The following is a 15,332-nucleotide window of genomic DNA, read 5'->3' on the forward strand; positions in this document are numbered from 1 at the left end:
GGGTTGTCCAACTCGTCATTCCCGCGTAAGCATTGTTGCGTGGAGATTAAAAAAAGTCAATATAGCGCTTAGAGTATATGTAGAAGTCAAGATTTAATCTTACAGACATTATAAAAATTATATCTGAATGTCTGATAAGTTATGACTGTCAGATGAGTATTCAAGATATAAGATTTCGTTATTCTTTTCAACAGCTAACTTTTTACTATCCATAAAAGTCTGCATAGGTGTTTTTCCATAGCAATATTTACCGGAATGCGGTCTTTCATTATTATAATATTCTAGCCAAATATCAAGATCTAGTTGTAGATCATCAAGATCAGTATAGATCTTTTTACGCATAGCAGTATCAAAGAATTCTTGTTTCATAGTTTTATTAAAACGTTCACACATACCATTTGTTTGAGGAGAATATGCTTTAGTAGTAGTATGCTCAATACCCTCAATGCTTAAGAACAATTCAAAAGCATGATGTTCTATATTACCTTTATACTCACCACCTCTATCAGTTAAAATACGAAGTACTGGTATTTGCTGACTCTCATACCATGGTAACACTCTATCATTAAGCATGTCAGCAGCGGTAAGTGCTGTTTTATCAGTATATAGTTTAGCCTCTGCAACCCGAGTGTAACTATCAATAAACACTTGAGAATATACCTTGCCTATGCCTTTAAAATTACCTACATAATATGTGTCTTGGCATCCTAGATAACCTGGATGCTGTGTATCAATCTCACCATGAGCTTCTTTCTCGCTACGCCGTTTCTCTAATACTTGTAACTGAGCTTCGGTAAGAACAATACCATCCTGAGCCATTTTGGCTTCTAATGCTTTAAGTCTTTTATTGATATTATTTAAATCATTACGTAGCCAAATAGATCTAACTCCTCCAGGTGATACAAGAATACCAGTCTTTTTAAGCTCATTTGATACTCGCAGCTGACCATAAGCGGGGTATTCTATTGCCATATCTAATACTGCTCTCTCTACGGCAGGATCAACTCTATTCGCTATAATTGGCTTCTTCCGACTAATCTCATATAATGCTTCTTCTCCTCCTGTTTCATATAACTCTTTAAACCTATAATAACTGTCTCTACTGTAACCCATAGCTTTATATGCTGACGATATACTACCAAGACTCCTAGCTAATTCTAGTAATCCTATTTTTGGCTTTATTATTTTTTGATTTAGATTCATCTCTAATCCTCCATTTAATATTATCTTAATTTTACTAAATGTAAGATTAAATCTCAACTATTACATATTTTACTCGTAACTTTAGCTTACTAGCGATTCTTGATGCATGGGCATAATCCGGTATTCTTAAATCCTTACCCGCAAATATTTTGCTAAACATTCCTTCTGCAAATCCGCTTGTTGCTCGCCATGGCAATCTTAATAACAGCTTAATTGTTAGCAAATATTCATACATCTTGCTATTATATCTTCTCGCTCCTCCTTGCCTCTGTTCCCCTCCATAATATAACTCTTTTAAATATTCTTCACAAAATGTGAAAATTATTGTTCCTCTTTTCTTTAAACTTCTGTTATATTCTTTCCAGTTGCAAACTTTTTGTAGCTTTGACATACACACTTGTGGTTAAGTTTTTTGTCGATTTACTACTTTTCTTAGTTCGCAGCTACTTTTTTTATATCTACGCAACAAGGTCTTGCGAGGAGCCATAGGCTGCGTGGCAATCTCATGAGATAATAACAAACTCCTGAGATTGCTTCGTCGCTTCACTCCTCGCAATGACGCAAAAATAAGAAATAAACATATGTCTCCAAAATTCATGAAATTTTACGAAAGATATATGACGATTGTCGGTACAATCGGCAATTTTATGTTTTATGTACAGGCTCATAAGATTTGCACCTGCAAATCTTCGGCTTCTGTTTCTATGCCCGCCTTTACTATAAGTGCTATTGCTCTTTGTAGTTGGCTTATATACGGCATATTAATAAAAAATACACCTATTATAATAGCAAATATAGTAGGTTTTATCGGAGCATTATTAGTTCTCTTAACCATAATAATATATTAATAATGACTAAGAAAATCATTACTTTAGTTGGTCGTCCGAATGTAGGCAAATCAACCCTTTTCAATAGATTAAGCATACATAAAAAAGCTATTGTTCACGATTTGCCGGGCGTCACTAGGGATAGAAAATATACAGAAGGCAAAATCGGCTCTTTTGAATTTTTATTAATTGATACCCCAGGACTTGAAGAGAATCCTGATAGTATGGGAGAAAGGTTAATGGAACAGACTACTAAAGCAATTTTAGAGGCAGATTTAATTTGTTTTATGGTTGATGGTAGAAGCGGAATATTGCCCGGTGATAAGCTACTTGGTAGCTTTGTTAGAAAATATAATAAGCCTGCTATATTGATAGTTAATAAATGCGAGAAAGCTTTTGATTTTGATAAAGAATACTACAAATTAGGGTTTGATAGTATGGTGGCTATCTCTGCCGAGCATGGCACAGGCTTAATTGATTTATATGACGAAATTATTGCCAAGTTACCTGAAGAAGAATCAATCGAGATAAATATAGCCGATCCAATTAAAGGAGATTGTTTGCAGATAGTAGTTAGTGGCAGACCTAACGCCGGAAAATCTACTTTTATAAACGCTCTTATTAATGATGAAAGATTATTAACCGGTCCTGAAGCTGGTATTACTCGTGAATCAATTGAAATTGATTGGCAATATAAAAATAATCACATTAAATTAATCGATACGGCAGGACTCCGCAAAAAATCTACTATTACAGAGTCTTTAGAAAAATTATCGGCTTCAGATGCTATTAACTCTATTAAATTTGCTAATACCGTAATCTTAATGATTGATGCTTTAGCCCCTTTAAAACAGCAAGATTTAAATATTGCAAGCCATGTGGTAAATGAGGGGAGAAGTATAGTTATAGTAGTGAACAAATGGGATTTAGTTAAAGAATCCAAAAAAGAAGCATTTCAGGAAGAATTTTATTATCAGATAAATACTCATCTGCCTCAGGTTAAAGGCGCACCCGTTCTATTTATTTCAGCAATAAATAAACAAAATATAGAGCAGGTTTTAGATGCGTGTCTTAAAATCTATAAAATTTGGAATAAGAGAATAACTACTAGCAAATTAAATGAATGGCTTAATTTTACTACGGAAGCACATCCACTACCTCTACAAAAAGGCGGTAAAAGAGTGCGTGTAAAATATATGACTCAAACAAAAACCCGCCCCCCTACTTTCAAATTATTCTCCAATAATCCGGAAAAAATTACCGATAGCTATACCAGGTATTTAGTAAATAATATGCGTGAGGCTTTTGACATGCCAGGCATTCCTATTAGATTTACTTACGTAAAAACTAAAAATCCTTATGTGTAGTTTAACATTCACTAATAACAGTTTAAGCACAGAAAAATCTGAATTAGATGTATTACTAGATAATATTACTGACTCTCATTATCATCTGTGTGATTTGTAGACATAGTTACAACTAAGATGTCTGTAGAAGTCAAGATTTAATCTTACAGACATTATAAAAATTATATCTGAATGTCTGATAAGTTATGACTGTCAGATGAGTATTCAAGATATAAGATTTCGTTATTCTTTTCAACAGCTAACTTTTTACTATCCATAAAAGTCTGCATAGGTGTTTTTCCATAGCAATATTTACCGGAATGCGGTCTTTCATTATTATAATATTCTAGCCAAATATCAAGATCTAGTTGTAGATCATCAAGATCAGTATAGATCTTTTTACGCATAGCAGTATCAAAGAATTCTTGTTTCATAGTTTTATTAAAACGTTCACACATACCATTTGTTTGAGGAGAATATGCTTTAGTAGTAGTATGCTCAATACCCTCAATGCTTAAGAACAATTCAAAAGCATGATGTTCTATATTACCTTTATACTCACCACCTCTATCAGTTAAAATACGAAGTACTGGTATTTGCTGACTCTCATACCATGGTAACACTCTATCATTAAGCATGTCAGCAGCGGTAAGTGCTGTTTTATCAGTATATAGTTTAGCCTCTGCAACCCGAGTGTAACTATCAATAAACACTTGAGAATATACCTTGCCTATGCCTTTAAAATTACCTACATAATATGTGTCTTGGCATCCTAGATAACCTGGATGCTGTGTATCAATCTCACCATGAGCTTCTTTCTCGCTACGCCGTTTCTCTAATACTTGTAACTGAGCTTCGGTAAGAACAATACCATCCTGAGCCATTTTGGCTTCTAATGCTTTAAGTCTTTTATTGATATTATTTAAATCATTACGTAGCCAAATAGATCTAACTCCTCCAGGTGATACAAGAATACCAGTCTTTTTAAGCTCATTTGATACTCGCAGCTGACCATAAGCGGGGTATTCTATTGCCATATCTAATACTGCTCTCTCTACGGCAGGATCAACTCTATTCGCTATAATTGGCTTCTTCCGACTAATCTCATATAATGCTTCTTCTCCTCCTGTTTCATATAACTCTTTAAACCTATAATAACTGTCTCTACTGTAACCCATAGCTTTATATGCTGACGATATACTACCAAGACTCCTAGCTAATTCTAGTAATCCTATTTTTGGCTTTATTATTTTTTGATTTAGATTCATCTCTAATCCTCCATTTAATATTATCTTAATTTTACTAAATGTAAGATTAAATCTCAACTATTACATCTAATAACCTAGCATAACACCCCCATCTATCTGTATAGTAAAAAGTCACCTTGAAATCCTCGGTCATGCCTCCATATTGCAGTTATGCCTATTAAAAAGCTATACGTTCAATAAGAGTACCAATAACCTTATCATGAATATCCAATGACTTGGAAAAGCAGATTGTCTTACGTGCAAGCCTCTTGCATCTCGTTCTAAGGTTCAAGTTACTTCGTTCTATCCGTTGAGTGTATTTTTTACTGATAATATGCTTTTTAGGGTCTAATAACCTAGCATAACTCCCCCATCCATCTGTATAGTAAAAAGTCACCTTGAAATTCTCTAGTTTTTTCAGTAATGATTCTAATGTGCTATCACATCTTGTACCAAACGTATAAGCAACTACTTTTAACGAAATCTTATCCAAGGCATACCAAAGCCATCGTTGTCTGGATTTATTCTGTACATAAGACCATTGTTCATCTATCTCAGGAGCAATAATTACTTCTGTTGTACTGATAGAATGATTTATTGTTTTTTAATACTAGATTTTTTTAAAACACGGATAACTGTATTGATACCCACTTTTAATACTCTTACTGTATCTCTAACTCCAGAGCCGTTGATTGACATTTCTACTATTTGCTCCTTAACTCCAGGCTTAGATGCATTATTAATATACTCCAATTGAAAATATCGATTACACCGCTTGCATTGATATCTCTGTTGTTTTGAAATTGAATATCCTGACTTTATTACTTCTTCTGTGTTGTTACAATATCTACACTTAACATCTATTTTTGCCATAACTCCTTAACTATAATTCTCTCTTATTACTGTTTGAGGATTATAGACTATTTACTCTAAACTGCAATACGGAGGCACGACCAATTTTTTTGGCATTTTCAACTAACTCTACTATTTGAGGTTTTTTCCTTTTAATAACTCTTTTTTAGTTTCAGTATCTAACTCTTTCATATTTAGGTTAATTTTAGTCCAACGTTGATTTTCTTTAAGCTGACTATAAGCTTTTATAGCTGAAGGAGTACTTTCAATTAATTTTTCGCTAGAATTTGCAAGTAGTGCTACTGTATTTGCAATTAATTCAGGTTTAACGATTTTTTGTGCTTTATTATTTATTATATTTTCCGTAATCTGAACTAACTCCTTTTGATTATCAGGATTTTTTAAAAATTGTACTAAATCGTGATTAAGAAGGGGCTTTACTTTGTCTGAAGTAATAATGTCATGTATATTTTTTAATATAACACCTTGAGATGACTCGTTTTTTTGTTTAATATTCTTATATATTTCTTGTAGTTTTGGGTTTAAATCGCTTTCTAGCGCTTTAGATATTAAATCTACTCCTAGGGTAGATAATTCTCTGACAAATTTAGGACTTATTTTGTCTAATATATTTATTTTTTCTGTTTCGGAAGCTTGAAAGTTTTTTGTTATCTTGTTAAACCTCTTATTTAAAATAGATGTGAGAAAATATGAGATAACTTTAGATTGTAAAATAGTTTCTTTTGAGCTATTAGATATAGTTTCGGAATGTAAAACAGAAGCGCATTTTTTTACAAGCGATTCTGCATCTGCTATTATCTTGCAACCGGCTTCAATAGAATCTACATTAGTGGTAGCACTTCTCGCTTTTCTGAGGTTATTAAGCTCCAGTGCAAGATCAGGTAAAACTTGAGAAGCCTCCCAGGTAAATTGCAATGCACTAGGGACATTCCGACTGCTTGGATAACACTTTGTATTATACCTAAATTATCTTTATTAAGATCTAGATATTGTTTATTTAACTCATCATATTTTTTGTTACCTGTTTCAGCCCCAATAGCTGCCCATCCAGCTACAACCCAAGAAAGGTTTTTATATTCTTCATCAAGCTGTTGCCTTATATTATCATTGGATTCCTGCTCTTGGCTTTTAGACATTTAAATACCTTTATATAATTTAGGTTCTTACGTACGTTTTCTAAAAAGATCCAATTTTGGTTATTTTTTGCTGCAAATTATAAAATTTTTTTGAAATATGAATAACTATTCCTTCAAAAATTTTATTAATTTTCGCTAAAAAATACCTCAAAATAGCAAATCAATTAGAAAACGTACGTAAGAACTTAATATTATTTTACTATAATTATTTAAAGACTTATAAAATTTTACTTTTTAATTTTTGTTAATTTTTAAAGTCATGGTTATCTTGCAATGGTTTTTTACTGTAATTCTTCGTTACCTGAAAATTTATATCCGGGTTGTTATACTTTTCATTTTTCTGAATCCGGTGGTAGTAGTAATCAGGATCAGGCTCTAATTCCATGTCAGGGTATAATTTCATTATTTTCGGTAAAGGTTTTTGCTCTATAGCACTGATATTATACTCACATTTTAAAGCTTCAGCCGCTCCCTCTTCTGCATCACCATTTGCCGGTAAATCCATATTAACCTTTCCACATAATGAAACAATATTCTCCCTTACCTGAGGGTCTATATCCGGGTTGTTATGCTCTTTATTTTCCTGAATCCAGTCGTAGTAATAAGGGTTAGGCCATAATTCCGTGATTTTCGGCAAAGATTCTGGCGGTATAGTACCAAACTTGTACTCGCGTTTTAAAACTTCAACCGGCGCCCCCCTGTATCACCGATACAATATATTTGTGAGTAATGCAAAATCGATTTAATATTATTATCGATATCTATATGGATTATATAATATTCACGTTGTATATCATTAAGAAATGTCGCTGCTATAAGCGATATATCAGGATATTTTTCTATATTTACTAAAGCTATATTTTCTAAGTTTTCAGGGCATTGAATTATTCTATCTGAAGCCGTTAATCCTTCAAACTCTTCCTCGTCTATTTTTTCTTTTAGTCTATTTTTGTATTCTTGCTCTTTATCTGAAGGAAATACTATTTTATCGTTTTTACAATCAACCAAAAAAGGAGTTTTAATAGCATGTTTAATAAATAAATCTTTTAGTTTCATAATAATAAATTTTTTAATATATGTGGCTATAATATTAATAATTTATTATATGTCAAACAATATCCTTAGGCTATCTAAGTAATGCTTTACTAGTCGTAGCAACTTCGCTTCAGGGCTTAAGTTTTTCACTGCCCATTTTTTAATCCAAGGTTCGGCGAGTTGCCACATATTAACATTACCGTCTAACTGCCTGCCTATCCCTTCAACCATTATCAAAGTCTTTTGCAATAACAATAACTCCGGTTGTACTTCCATGCCGAAATCTTCAGTGATTTTAAATAAATGTGCAAGCAGCTTCCCTATGGAAATATTTTTTGTGGGTGCCCCTACTATAGGTTCAGTAACTGCTCTACAACTTTGAGCGAATAAATCTAAATCGGTATTTGATGGGATGTAGCCGGCTCTTAAATGTACTTTGGCGACTAATTTATAATCACGGTTTAAAAAACCGAATAGACTTTCAGCAACAGCTAAACGATCTTTTTCTTTAAGTCTGCCCATAATACCGAAATCAAGTAAAATTATCTTACCTTGCTTATTCACTAAAATATTGCCTGCATGTAAATCAGCATGAAAAAACCCGTCTCTATAGGCTTGATTGAAAAACATTACGGCGAAATTCTGAGCTATTTTTGCAGGCTCTAATCCCATTTCTTTTAGCAGCGAAGTATCATATATAGAAGTTCCTTCTAACCACTCGGTAGTTAGTATATTTTCTGATGCTAAGTCCCAATATATTTTAGGGATTATCACATTAATATCATTTCGCATATTATCCATAAGCTCAGAAGAAGCTGCCGCTTCTAGCCGTAAATCAAGTTCAAATCTCATAGTTTCATGAAATTTATCAACTACTTTAATAGGTTTTAGCCTTTTTGCTTTAGAGAATTTTGAGATAATTTTTGCAAGAAAATATAGCAGCTTAATATCTCTGTTATATTTTTTATGAATACCAGGACGCAGAATTTTCACCGCAACATATTCACCGGTTGTGAGTTGTGCTTTGTGTACTTGCGAGATTGATGCTGCGGCAATGGGATGGTCGTCGAAATGTAGGAAAGGGAGGGCGTCATTGTGAGCATTCGTAGAATGCGTGGCAATCTTTTGCTTACTTGCTGAGATTGCTTCGTCGACATAAATGTCTCCTCGCAATGATGCTATCAACTTCCTCGCCACCCCACCATCAAACGGAGGTAATTTATCTTGCAGTAATCTTAAATAACCTGCTATCTCTGCTCCTACTAAATCGGGTCTTGTCGAAAGAGTTTGTCCGAATTTTATATAAATAGGTCCAAGTCCACTTAAACAATCTATTAAGCGTTTGCCGTAATCTTCATGCGGTTTTTTAAATAATGATAACGGAGCAGTAAATAAAGCTAATATATAACCGACAAACCTGAAATATTTAGGGCTTCTTGAATCAATTAGGATTCGTTTTTTACTGATGATACGAAAAATACGTATTAAATTCAAAAAATTACTTATCATATCTTATACGCACTGTGAATAGCAACTATTCCGCCACTCAAATTTTTATAACCGACTTCCTCAAAGCCGGCTTCTTTGATCATTATTCTAAACTCGTCTTGTGAGGGGAATAACTCGATACTTTCGACCAAATATTCATATGCCTCTTTATTACCGGTGATTGCCTGACCGATGGTAGGTATAATACTAAATGAATAAAATTTATAAAAATCTTTAAAATAACTTTCTTTTACCTTTGAAAACTCAAGGCATATAAACTTACCCATCGGTTTCAGAACTCTATAAGCTTCTTTTAAAGCTTTATTAATGTCAGGTACGTTTCTAATACCAAATGCTATAGTATAATAATCAAAACTATTATCTGAAAAAGGCAATTCTTCTGCACTTGCTACAGTAAATTTAAGGTTCTGAAATAAATTAAGATCAATTGCTTTTTTCTTAGCATTCTTTAGCATCTCTTCATTTATATCGCTTAAAGTTAAAGCAGTATTATTGCCTCTATCTCTTGCTTTTTTAGCAAGCTTTAAAGCGATATCACCGCTACCGCTAGCGACATCTAATATATGAGAATTAAGATTTGGAATTTGCCTAATAAATTCCTCTTTCCATAAGCGATGTAATCCAAAACTCATTAAGTCATTCATTAAATCATACTTATCGGCGACATTAGAAAAAACGCTATTTACTAACCTTTGTTTTTTAGTGTAATCTACTTTTTTAAAGCCAAAATTTGTTTGGTTCATAGTTTTTTATTATAAATATTAGTATCAAATGCCGGAACTTCCTGAAGTAGAAACTCTTAAAAACTCTCTAAAAGATAAGTTAATTGGGCTTATTATAGAAAATGTAGAGTTAAAAAGAGATAATTTACGTTATAAACTATCCCCGCTTTTAGCTACAGAAATCTCAAATACTAATATACTGGATGTTAGGCGTCGTGCAAAATATTTAATTATACATTTTAATAATGATTATTCTTTAATAGTTCATCTAGGTATGAGCGGTAGATTTACTCTGCAATCTTCTAACTATAAAACTAAAAAACACGATCATGTAATTTTTGATTTAAGTAACGGTGAAAAGTTAATTTTTAACGATACTAGACGCTTTGGAATGATTTATAATTTTAAAACTCACTTCCTAGAAAAAGAGTTATTTAATAATTTAGGGGTAGAGCCTTTTTCTGGTTCATTGACACTGGAATATTTAAAAAGCAAATTAATTACTAGAAAAATACCGATAAAAAATTTAATTATGGATAATGGAATTATAGTCGGAGTCGGCAATATTTACGCTTCAGAAAGTCTTTATTTAGCTAGAATTCATCCGGATAAATTAGGTAGCAATTTAAGGGATGATGAAATAGAAAATTTAATTAAATCGATTAGAGAGGTATTAGCTAAAGCTATAACTGCAGGCGGCGCTACCCTTAAAGATTTTGTAAACGGTGATAACAGGCTCGGTTATTTTACCCAGCAGCTTACGGTTACGGCAGAGAAAGACAAAATTGTTTAAACTGCTCTAGCACTATTATCAAGACAAAACATTCAGGCAGAAGTACTTTTTATTGTAGGACCTGTCAATATAGTGAATTTACTTGACATATTTTTTAAAACTATTTATAAAACTCTCTATTGTTTATTCAATTAATAGTTGTAAATATACGGGAATAGAGCCGGTGATTATAGCAGGGGGTAGCAGTAAAAGACTATGACCCTTACCATCTAAGGATAAACCGAAACAATTTAAAAAAATATTGAGTGATCTAACTTTACTTCAGCAAACATTAAACCGAAATAAATTTCTAGGACAACCTACTATTATTACTTCCAAAAAATATGAATCAATCACTAAAGAACAAGCGGCAGAAATAGATGTAGAGATAGAATTAATTACCGAGCCTTTACAAAAAAATACTGCTGTTTGTGCCATTATTACGGCATTATCAGCTAAAGCACAAGGGTTTGATATCGTAGCGTTACTACCTTCGGACCATCATATAGCGGATAATCTAAATTATCTTAATACTATAAATAAAGCTTTACATTATGTTAATGAATTCGGTATTTGCACTATAGGCATTCCTATAAATTTTATAAGTGCCGAGTATGGCTATATAAACGCAGGATTATCAATTGCAGAAAATGTTTATCTAGTTGATCATTTCATTGAAAAACCTATATTAGAGCAAGCAAAAAAACATTTTCAAAGTAATGAATATTTTTAGAATTCAGGCATTTTTGTATACGATATTAACTTCTTCTTAAACTTAGCAATGAACCTTCAACCTGATTTATTTTGTATTGCAGAAAAAGCATTTAATACTGCTATAAAAAATGAGAAAAGTTTGGCAATAGACGATGAGGCTTATAATGAAATCGAAGCAATTTCTATAGACAATGCTATAATGGAATATATTTCGGGAATGGTCATGATAAAAGCTGATTTTGTTTGGAACGATCTTGGTACTTGGCATTCCTTATTACAAGTAAAACATCAAAATATAAATGATAATTATTGCGAGGGGAGCGTAGTAACAAGCAATACTACAAACTCTTTCATTAGTTCTAATAATAAATTAACTACCGTAGTAGGTGTAGAAGTCAAGATTTAATCTTACAGACATTATAAAAATTATATCTGAATGTCTGATAAGTTATGACTGTCAGATGAGTATTCAAGATATAAGATTTCGTTATTCTTTTCAACAGCTAACTTTTTACTATCCATAAAAGTCTGCATAGGTGTTTTTCCATAGCAATATTTACCGGAATGCGGTCTTTCATTATTATAATATTCTAGCCAAATATCAAGATCTAGTTGTAGATCATCAAGATCAGTATAGATCTTTTTACGCATAGCAGTATCAAAGAATTCTTGTTTCATAGTTTTATTAAAACGTTCACACATACCATTTGTTTGAGGAGAATATGCTTTAGTAGTAGTATGCTCAATACCCTCAATGCTTAAGAACAATTCAAAAGCATGATGTTCTATATTACCTTTATACTCACCACCTCTATCAGTTAAAATACGAAGTACTGGTATTTGCTGACTCTCATACCATGGTAACACTCTATCATTAAGCATGTCAGCAGCGGTAAGTGCTGTTTTATCAGTATATAGTTTAGCCTCTGCAACCCGAGTGTAACTATCAATAAACACTTGAGAATATACCTTGCCTATGCCTTTAAAATTACCTACATAATATGTGTCTTGGCATCCTAGATAACCTGGATGCTGTGTATCAATCTCACCATGAGCTTCTTTCTCGCTACGCCGTTTCTCTAATACTTGTAACTGAGCTTCGGTAAGAACAATACCATCCTGAGCCATTTTGGCTTCTAATGCTTTAAGTCTTTTATTGATATTATTTAAATCATTACGTAGCCAAATAGATCTAACTCCTCCAGGTGATACAAGAATACCAGTCTTTTTAAGCTCATTTGATACTCGCAGCTGACCATAAGCAGGGTATTCTATTGCCATATCTAATACTGCTCTCTCTACGGCAGGATCAACTCTATTCGCTATAATTGGCTTCTTCCGACTAATCTCATATAATGCTTCTTCTCCTCCTGTTTCATATAACTCTTTAAACCTATAATAACTGTCTCTACTGTAACCCATAGCTTTATATGCTGACGATATACTACCAAGACTCCTAGCTAATTCTAGTAATCCTATTTTTGGCTTTATTATTTTTTGATTTAGATTCATCTCTAATCCTCCATTTAATATTATCTTAATTTTACTAAATGTAAGATTAAATCTCAACTATTACATGAAGATCGGGTAAGATACCATCATTCACTCGATGTGCATTAATAATAATATTACTTGTTGCAGCTTGCCTAAATATTTCAGTTAACTTGACCGTCGGTATAACGTTAGAATTAATAATATCCTTGAGTACTTGCCCAGCACCTACAGAAGGTAGTTGGTCTACATCACCAACTATTAGTAATGCTGAAGTGTATGGCATCGCTTTTAATAATGCATGAAATAGCGATATATCTACCATTGAAGCTTCATCTATTACTAAATAATCGCATAGTAATGGTGAATCCTCATTACGTTTAAATCCTCCGTAGGCAGGGTCTATTTCAAGCAATCTATGTATGGTGGTAGGGTCATGCCTCCATATTGCAGTTACGCCTATTAAAAAGCTATACGTTCAATAAGAGTACCAATAACCTTATCATGAATATCCAATGACTTGGAAAAGCAGATTGTCTTACGTGCAAGCCTCTTGCATCTCGTTCTAAGGTTCAAGTTACTTCGTTCTATCCGTTGAGTGTATTTTTTACTGATAATATGCTTTTTAGGGTCTAATAACCTAGCATAACTCCCCCATCCATCTGTATAGTAAAAAGTCACCTTGAAATTCTCTAGTTTTTTCAGTAATGATTCTAATGTGCTATCACATCTTGTACCAAACGTATAAGCAACTACTTTTAACGAAATCTTATCCAAGGCATACCAAAGCCATCGTTGTATGGATTTATTCTGTACATAAGACCATTGTTCATCTATCTCAGGAGCAATAATTACTTCTGTTGTACTGATAGAATGATTTATTGTTTTTTAATACTAGATTTTTTTAAAACACGGATAACTGTATTGATACCCACTTTTAATACTCTTACTGTATCTCTAACTCCAGAGCCGTTGATTGACATTTCTACTATTTGCTCCTTAACTCCAGGCTTAGATGCATTATTAATATACTCCAATTGAAAATATCGATTACACCGCTTGCATTGATATCTCTGTTGTTTTGAAATTGAATATCCTGACTTTATTACTTCTTCTGTGTTGTTACAATATCTACACTTAACATCTATTTTTGCCATAACTCCTTAACTATAATTCTCTCTTATTACTGTTTGAGGATTATAGACTATTTACTCTAAACTGCAATACGGAGGCACGACCCAATTTTAGGAGACCCAAATTATAATAATATGTATAACCATGGTTGAACACATATTGTTACATAATTTACTACTAATATTCACGACTATTGACATAGTATTATTGCTTATATATCCTATTTTTACGAGGCTTAAACCTCATCATTATAGTAATAGATGTTGAATTATATCCAATTTATAAGAAATATTTTATTTTTTTAAGAATATAGCGAATACCGACAAATAGCTAACCCATTTACGATATGAGGTATGTTTTTAAAAAATTAAAAGATAATGGGTAAATTAGATCTCTTCGGAAACAAGGGTTTAGGGCGGAATTTGAACGAGACACGGAAGTGCTTGCCACCACAGCGTACAAAAGCGTATGTGAGGATTCGAGTACTGGATTGACGTACAAATTACCCCTAGAAGTAGAGTTTCCGAAGAGGTCTATTGAACATAATTCAATTTCTTTTACTATAAATATAGCTAATCTTATAAACTTCAAAAATCTGTAAGTTATAGGAACAACTTAGTAATAAAGAAGTTCATTTTAGTTGAGTTACAACATGGAAAATACTACAGAAGAACAAATAATAATATCTGAATTCAAAAATGATGAAGAGATAGATGAAGAAGAGAAAAGATTAAAAGCAGAAGATTCGCGAAAGCAACTTAAAGCAATATTAATAACATTTGGTATTATTTTGACCGGTTTTTTAACTTTTACTTATTTCTTTTTTAATTACATAGAAGAAAAAGCGGAAGAATACAAACAACAGCAACAACAAGAAATTCAAAAGACTAATAAAAATTGAATATTAAATTACCACAATTCTCCTTTAATTATGGTCTTGTTACATGGCTACTATATCGTTCCAGCAAGACATTGTTGCGTGGATACCACCCCGTCATTACGAACGACTGCGGCGTTGTTGTATGGCTCGCAACACCCACTCGATGTCATTCCCGCGTAGGCGGGAATCCAGCATAAAGCGAGATAAATCGAGCTTTTAATTTCAAAAACTTGCTGTATTTATACTTTTTTTCTGGATTCCCACATACGCGGGCATGACATCAGCGAGCCATGCAACAAGACTGCGACTGCAAGGAGCGTGGCAATCCAAAAAAAATAACAAAAAAAATTCTGTAAATCAGAATTTTTTTCTTTCTTGGGCAACCCCCCCAAAAACAATCGACAAAAGGAGTAGAATTTTCTAGAAACAAAGGAGGAGATTCT

17 protein-coding genes and 3 pseudogenes are annotated in these 15,332 nt (G+C 32.8%); 7 read left to right on the forward strand and 13 right to left on the reverse strand.

What is annotated here, in order from left to right:
- Nucleotides 1–117 precede the first annotated feature (117 nt).
- Together AC0ODJ_RS08235 and AC0ODJ_RS08240 are read right to left on the reverse strand one after the other, a co-directional pair.
- Nucleotides 118–1,203: an IS481 family transposase gene (locus AC0ODJ_RS08235; protein WP_121834048.1), complete on the reverse strand. Its 1,086-nt coding sequence runs from the start codon at nucleotides 1,201–1,203 to the stop codon at nucleotides 118–120.
- A gap of 46 nt (nucleotides 1,204–1,249) precedes the next feature.
- On the reverse strand, nucleotides 1,250–1,594 hold the full coding sequence (locus AC0ODJ_RS08240; protein WP_474465942.1) for a transposase: 345 nt from the start codon (nucleotides 1,592–1,594) through the stop codon (nucleotides 1,250–1,252).
- Between the two features lie 190 nt (nucleotides 1,595–1,784).
- Between AC0ODJ_RS08240 and AC0ODJ_RS08245 the strand changes: the two genes are divergently transcribed.
- Complete coding sequence (locus AC0ODJ_RS08245) at nucleotides 1,785–2,051, forward strand: SemiSWEET family sugar transporter (protein WP_218460390.1); 267 nt, start codon at nucleotides 1,785–1,787, stop codon at nucleotides 2,049–2,051.
- A gap of 2 nt (nucleotides 2,052–2,053) precedes the next feature.
- Entirely contained in the window at nucleotides 2,054–3,397 is a 1,344-nt protein-coding gene (gene der, locus AC0ODJ_RS08250; protein WP_218460389.1) for a ribosome biogenesis GTPase Der, read from the forward strand.
- Between the two features lie 161 nt (nucleotides 3,398–3,558).
- Here the strand turns inward: der and AC0ODJ_RS08255 are convergent, their stop codons facing one another.
- From AC0ODJ_RS08255 to ubiE, 8 genes are all read right to left on the reverse strand, one after another.
- Nucleotides 3,559–4,644: an IS481 family transposase gene (locus AC0ODJ_RS08255; RefSeq protein ID WP_121834048.1), complete on the reverse strand. Its 1,086-nt coding sequence runs from the start codon at nucleotides 4,642–4,644 to the stop codon at nucleotides 3,559–3,561.
- A 157-nt stretch (nucleotides 4,645–4,801) separates the two neighbouring features.
- Nucleotides 4,802–5,496 (reverse strand): IS1 family transposase gene (locus tag AC0ODJ_RS08260; protein WP_240466735.1). Its coding sequence is split into 2 segments (ribosomal slippage): nucleotides 4,802–5,223 and nucleotides 5,223–5,496, totalling 696 coding nucleotides; the frame shifts between segments, so codons are not numbered across the junction.
- 111 nt (nucleotides 5,497–5,607) lie between these two features.
- The gene (locus tag AC0ODJ_RS08265; protein WP_256621149.1) at nucleotides 5,608–6,411 is read right to left on the reverse strand and encodes a hypothetical protein; all 804 of its coding nucleotides are present in this window, start codon (nucleotides 6,409–6,411) and stop codon (nucleotides 5,608–5,610) included.
- Nucleotides 6,318–6,632, reverse strand: a complete 315-nt coding sequence (locus AC0ODJ_RS08270) for a hypothetical protein (protein ID WP_256621148.1) — start codon at nucleotides 6,630–6,632, stop codon at nucleotides 6,318–6,320. The genes AC0ODJ_RS08265 and AC0ODJ_RS08270 overlap by 94 nt, the downstream gene beginning before the upstream one ends.
- A 244-nt stretch (nucleotides 6,633–6,876) precedes the next feature.
- Nucleotides 6,877–7,269, reverse strand: coding sequence for a hypothetical protein (locus AC0ODJ_RS08275; protein ID WP_256621150.1), 393 nt, complete (start codon nucleotides 7,267–7,269; stop codon nucleotides 6,877–6,879).
- Nucleotides 7,270–7,307: 38 nt separating this feature from the next.
- A complete protein-coding gene (locus AC0ODJ_RS08280; protein ID WP_218459773.1) occupies nucleotides 7,308–7,688 on the reverse strand; it encodes a hypothetical protein in 381 nt (126 codons plus the stop codon).
- 45 nt (nucleotides 7,689–7,733) lie between these two features.
- The gene (gene ubiB / locus AC0ODJ_RS08285) at nucleotides 7,734–9,176 is read right to left on the reverse strand and encodes a 2-polyprenylphenol 6-hydroxylase (protein WP_218459770.1); all 1,443 of its coding nucleotides are present in this window, start codon (nucleotides 9,174–9,176) and stop codon (nucleotides 7,734–7,736) included.
- A complete protein-coding gene (gene ubiE, locus AC0ODJ_RS08290) occupies nucleotides 9,173–9,919 on the reverse strand; it encodes a bifunctional demethylmenaquinone methyltransferase/2-methoxy-6-polyprenyl-1,4-benzoquinol methylase UbiE (RefSeq protein WP_218459771.1) in 747 nt (248 codons plus the stop codon). The genes ubiB and ubiE overlap by 4 nt, the downstream gene beginning before the upstream one ends.
- 28 nt (nucleotides 9,920–9,947) lie before the next feature.
- Here ubiE and mutM point away from each other — a divergent pair.
- From mutM to AC0ODJ_RS08305, 3 genes and pseudogenes are all read left to right on the forward strand, one after another.
- A pseudogene (gene mutM / locus AC0ODJ_RS08295) lies at nucleotides 9,948–10,777 on the forward strand (bifunctional DNA-formamidopyrimidine glycosylase/DNA-(apurinic or apyrimidinic site) lyase).
- A 68-nt stretch (nucleotides 10,778–10,845) separates the two neighbouring features.
- A pseudogene (locus tag AC0ODJ_RS08300) lies at nucleotides 10,846–11,403 on the forward strand (sugar phosphate nucleotidyltransferase); the annotation flags it as partial.
- Between the two features lie 48 nt (nucleotides 11,404–11,451).
- Nucleotides 11,452–11,790: a hypothetical protein gene (locus AC0ODJ_RS08305; RefSeq protein WP_474465963.1), complete on the forward strand. Its 339-nt coding sequence runs from the start codon at nucleotides 11,452–11,454 to the stop codon at nucleotides 11,788–11,790.
- Nucleotides 11,791–11,810: 20 nt separating this feature from the next.
- On the opposite strand, the gene AC0ODJ_RS08310 is transcribed toward AC0ODJ_RS08305, so the two are convergent.
- The 3 genes from AC0ODJ_RS08310 to AC0ODJ_RS08320 form a co-directional block, all read right to left on the reverse strand.
- Nucleotides 11,811–12,896: an IS481 family transposase gene (locus AC0ODJ_RS08310; RefSeq protein WP_121834048.1), complete on the reverse strand. Its 1,086-nt coding sequence runs from the start codon at nucleotides 12,894–12,896 to the stop codon at nucleotides 11,811–11,813.
- 46 nt (nucleotides 12,897–12,942) lie between these two features.
- A complete protein-coding gene (locus tag AC0ODJ_RS08315) occupies nucleotides 12,943–13,338 on the reverse strand; it encodes an ATP-dependent DNA helicase (RefSeq protein ID WP_474466019.1) in 396 nt (131 codons plus the stop codon).
- Nucleotides 13,338–14,032, reverse strand: a protein-coding gene (locus AC0ODJ_RS08320) for an IS1 family transposase (protein ID WP_474464353.1) whose coding sequence is annotated in 2 segments (ribosomal slippage) — nucleotides 13,338–13,759 and nucleotides 13,759–14,032 — 696 coding nt in all. Because the reading frame shifts where the segments join, the coding sequence is not laid out codon by codon here. The genes AC0ODJ_RS08315 and AC0ODJ_RS08320 overlap by 1 nt, the downstream gene beginning before the upstream one ends.
- 362 nt (nucleotides 14,033–14,394) lie before the next feature.
- On the opposite strand from AC0ODJ_RS08320, the pseudogene AC0ODJ_RS08325 reads away from it, so the two are divergent.
- Nucleotides 14,395–14,544: pseudogene (locus AC0ODJ_RS08325) on the forward strand (palindromic element RPE1 domain-containing protein); the annotation flags it as partial.
- Nucleotides 14,545–14,661: 117 nt separating this feature from the next.
- Nucleotides 14,662–14,910: an RP671a family tick cell line-upregulated protein gene (locus tag AC0ODJ_RS08330; RefSeq protein WP_218460496.1), complete on the forward strand. Its 249-nt coding sequence runs from the start codon at nucleotides 14,662–14,664 to the stop codon at nucleotides 14,908–14,910.
- Nucleotides 14,911–15,332 lie beyond the last annotated feature (422 nt).

It is taken from the genome of Rickettsia senegalensis (assembly GCF_056135685.1).

Coding starts and splice junctions, on each gene's coding strand:
- AC0ODJ_RS08235 (WP_121834048.1), bottom strand. CDS start 1,203: ATGAATCTAAATCAAAAAATAATAAAGCCAAAAATAGGATTACTAGAA.
- AC0ODJ_RS08240 (WP_474465942.1), bottom strand. CDS start 1,594: ATGTCAAAGCTACAAAAAGTTTGCAACTGGAAAGAATATAACAGAAGT.
- AC0ODJ_RS08245 (WP_218460390.1), top strand. CDS start 1,785: ATGTCTCCAAAATTCATGAAATTTTACGAAAGATATATGACGATTGTC.
- der (WP_218460389.1), top strand. CDS start 2,054: ATGACTAAGAAAATCATTACTTTAGTTGGTCGTCCGAATGTAGGCAAA.
- AC0ODJ_RS08255 (WP_121834048.1), bottom strand. CDS start 4,644: ATGAATCTAAATCAAAAAATAATAAAGCCAAAAATAGGATTACTAGAA.
- AC0ODJ_RS08270 (WP_256621148.1), bottom strand. CDS start 6,632: ATGTCTAAAAGCCAAGAGCAGGAATCCAATGATAATATAAGGCAACAG.
- AC0ODJ_RS08280 (WP_218459773.1), bottom strand. CDS start 7,688: ATGAAACTAAAAGATTTATTTATTAAACATGCTATTAAAACTCCTTTT.
- ubiB (WP_218459770.1), bottom strand. CDS start 9,176: ATGATAAGTAATTTTTTGAATTTAATACGTATTTTTCGTATCATCAGT.
- ubiE (WP_218459771.1), bottom strand. CDS start 9,919: ATGAACCAAACAAATTTTGGCTTTAAAAAAGTAGATTACACTAAAAAA.
- AC0ODJ_RS08305 (WP_474465963.1), top strand. CDS start 11,452: ATGAACCTTCAACCTGATTTATTTTGTATTGCAGAAAAAGCATTTAAT.
- AC0ODJ_RS08310 (WP_121834048.1), bottom strand. CDS start 12,896: ATGAATCTAAATCAAAAAATAATAAAGCCAAAAATAGGATTACTAGAA.
- AC0ODJ_RS08330 (WP_218460496.1), top strand. CDS start 14,662: ATGGAAAATACTACAGAAGAACAAATAATAATATCTGAATTCAAAAAT.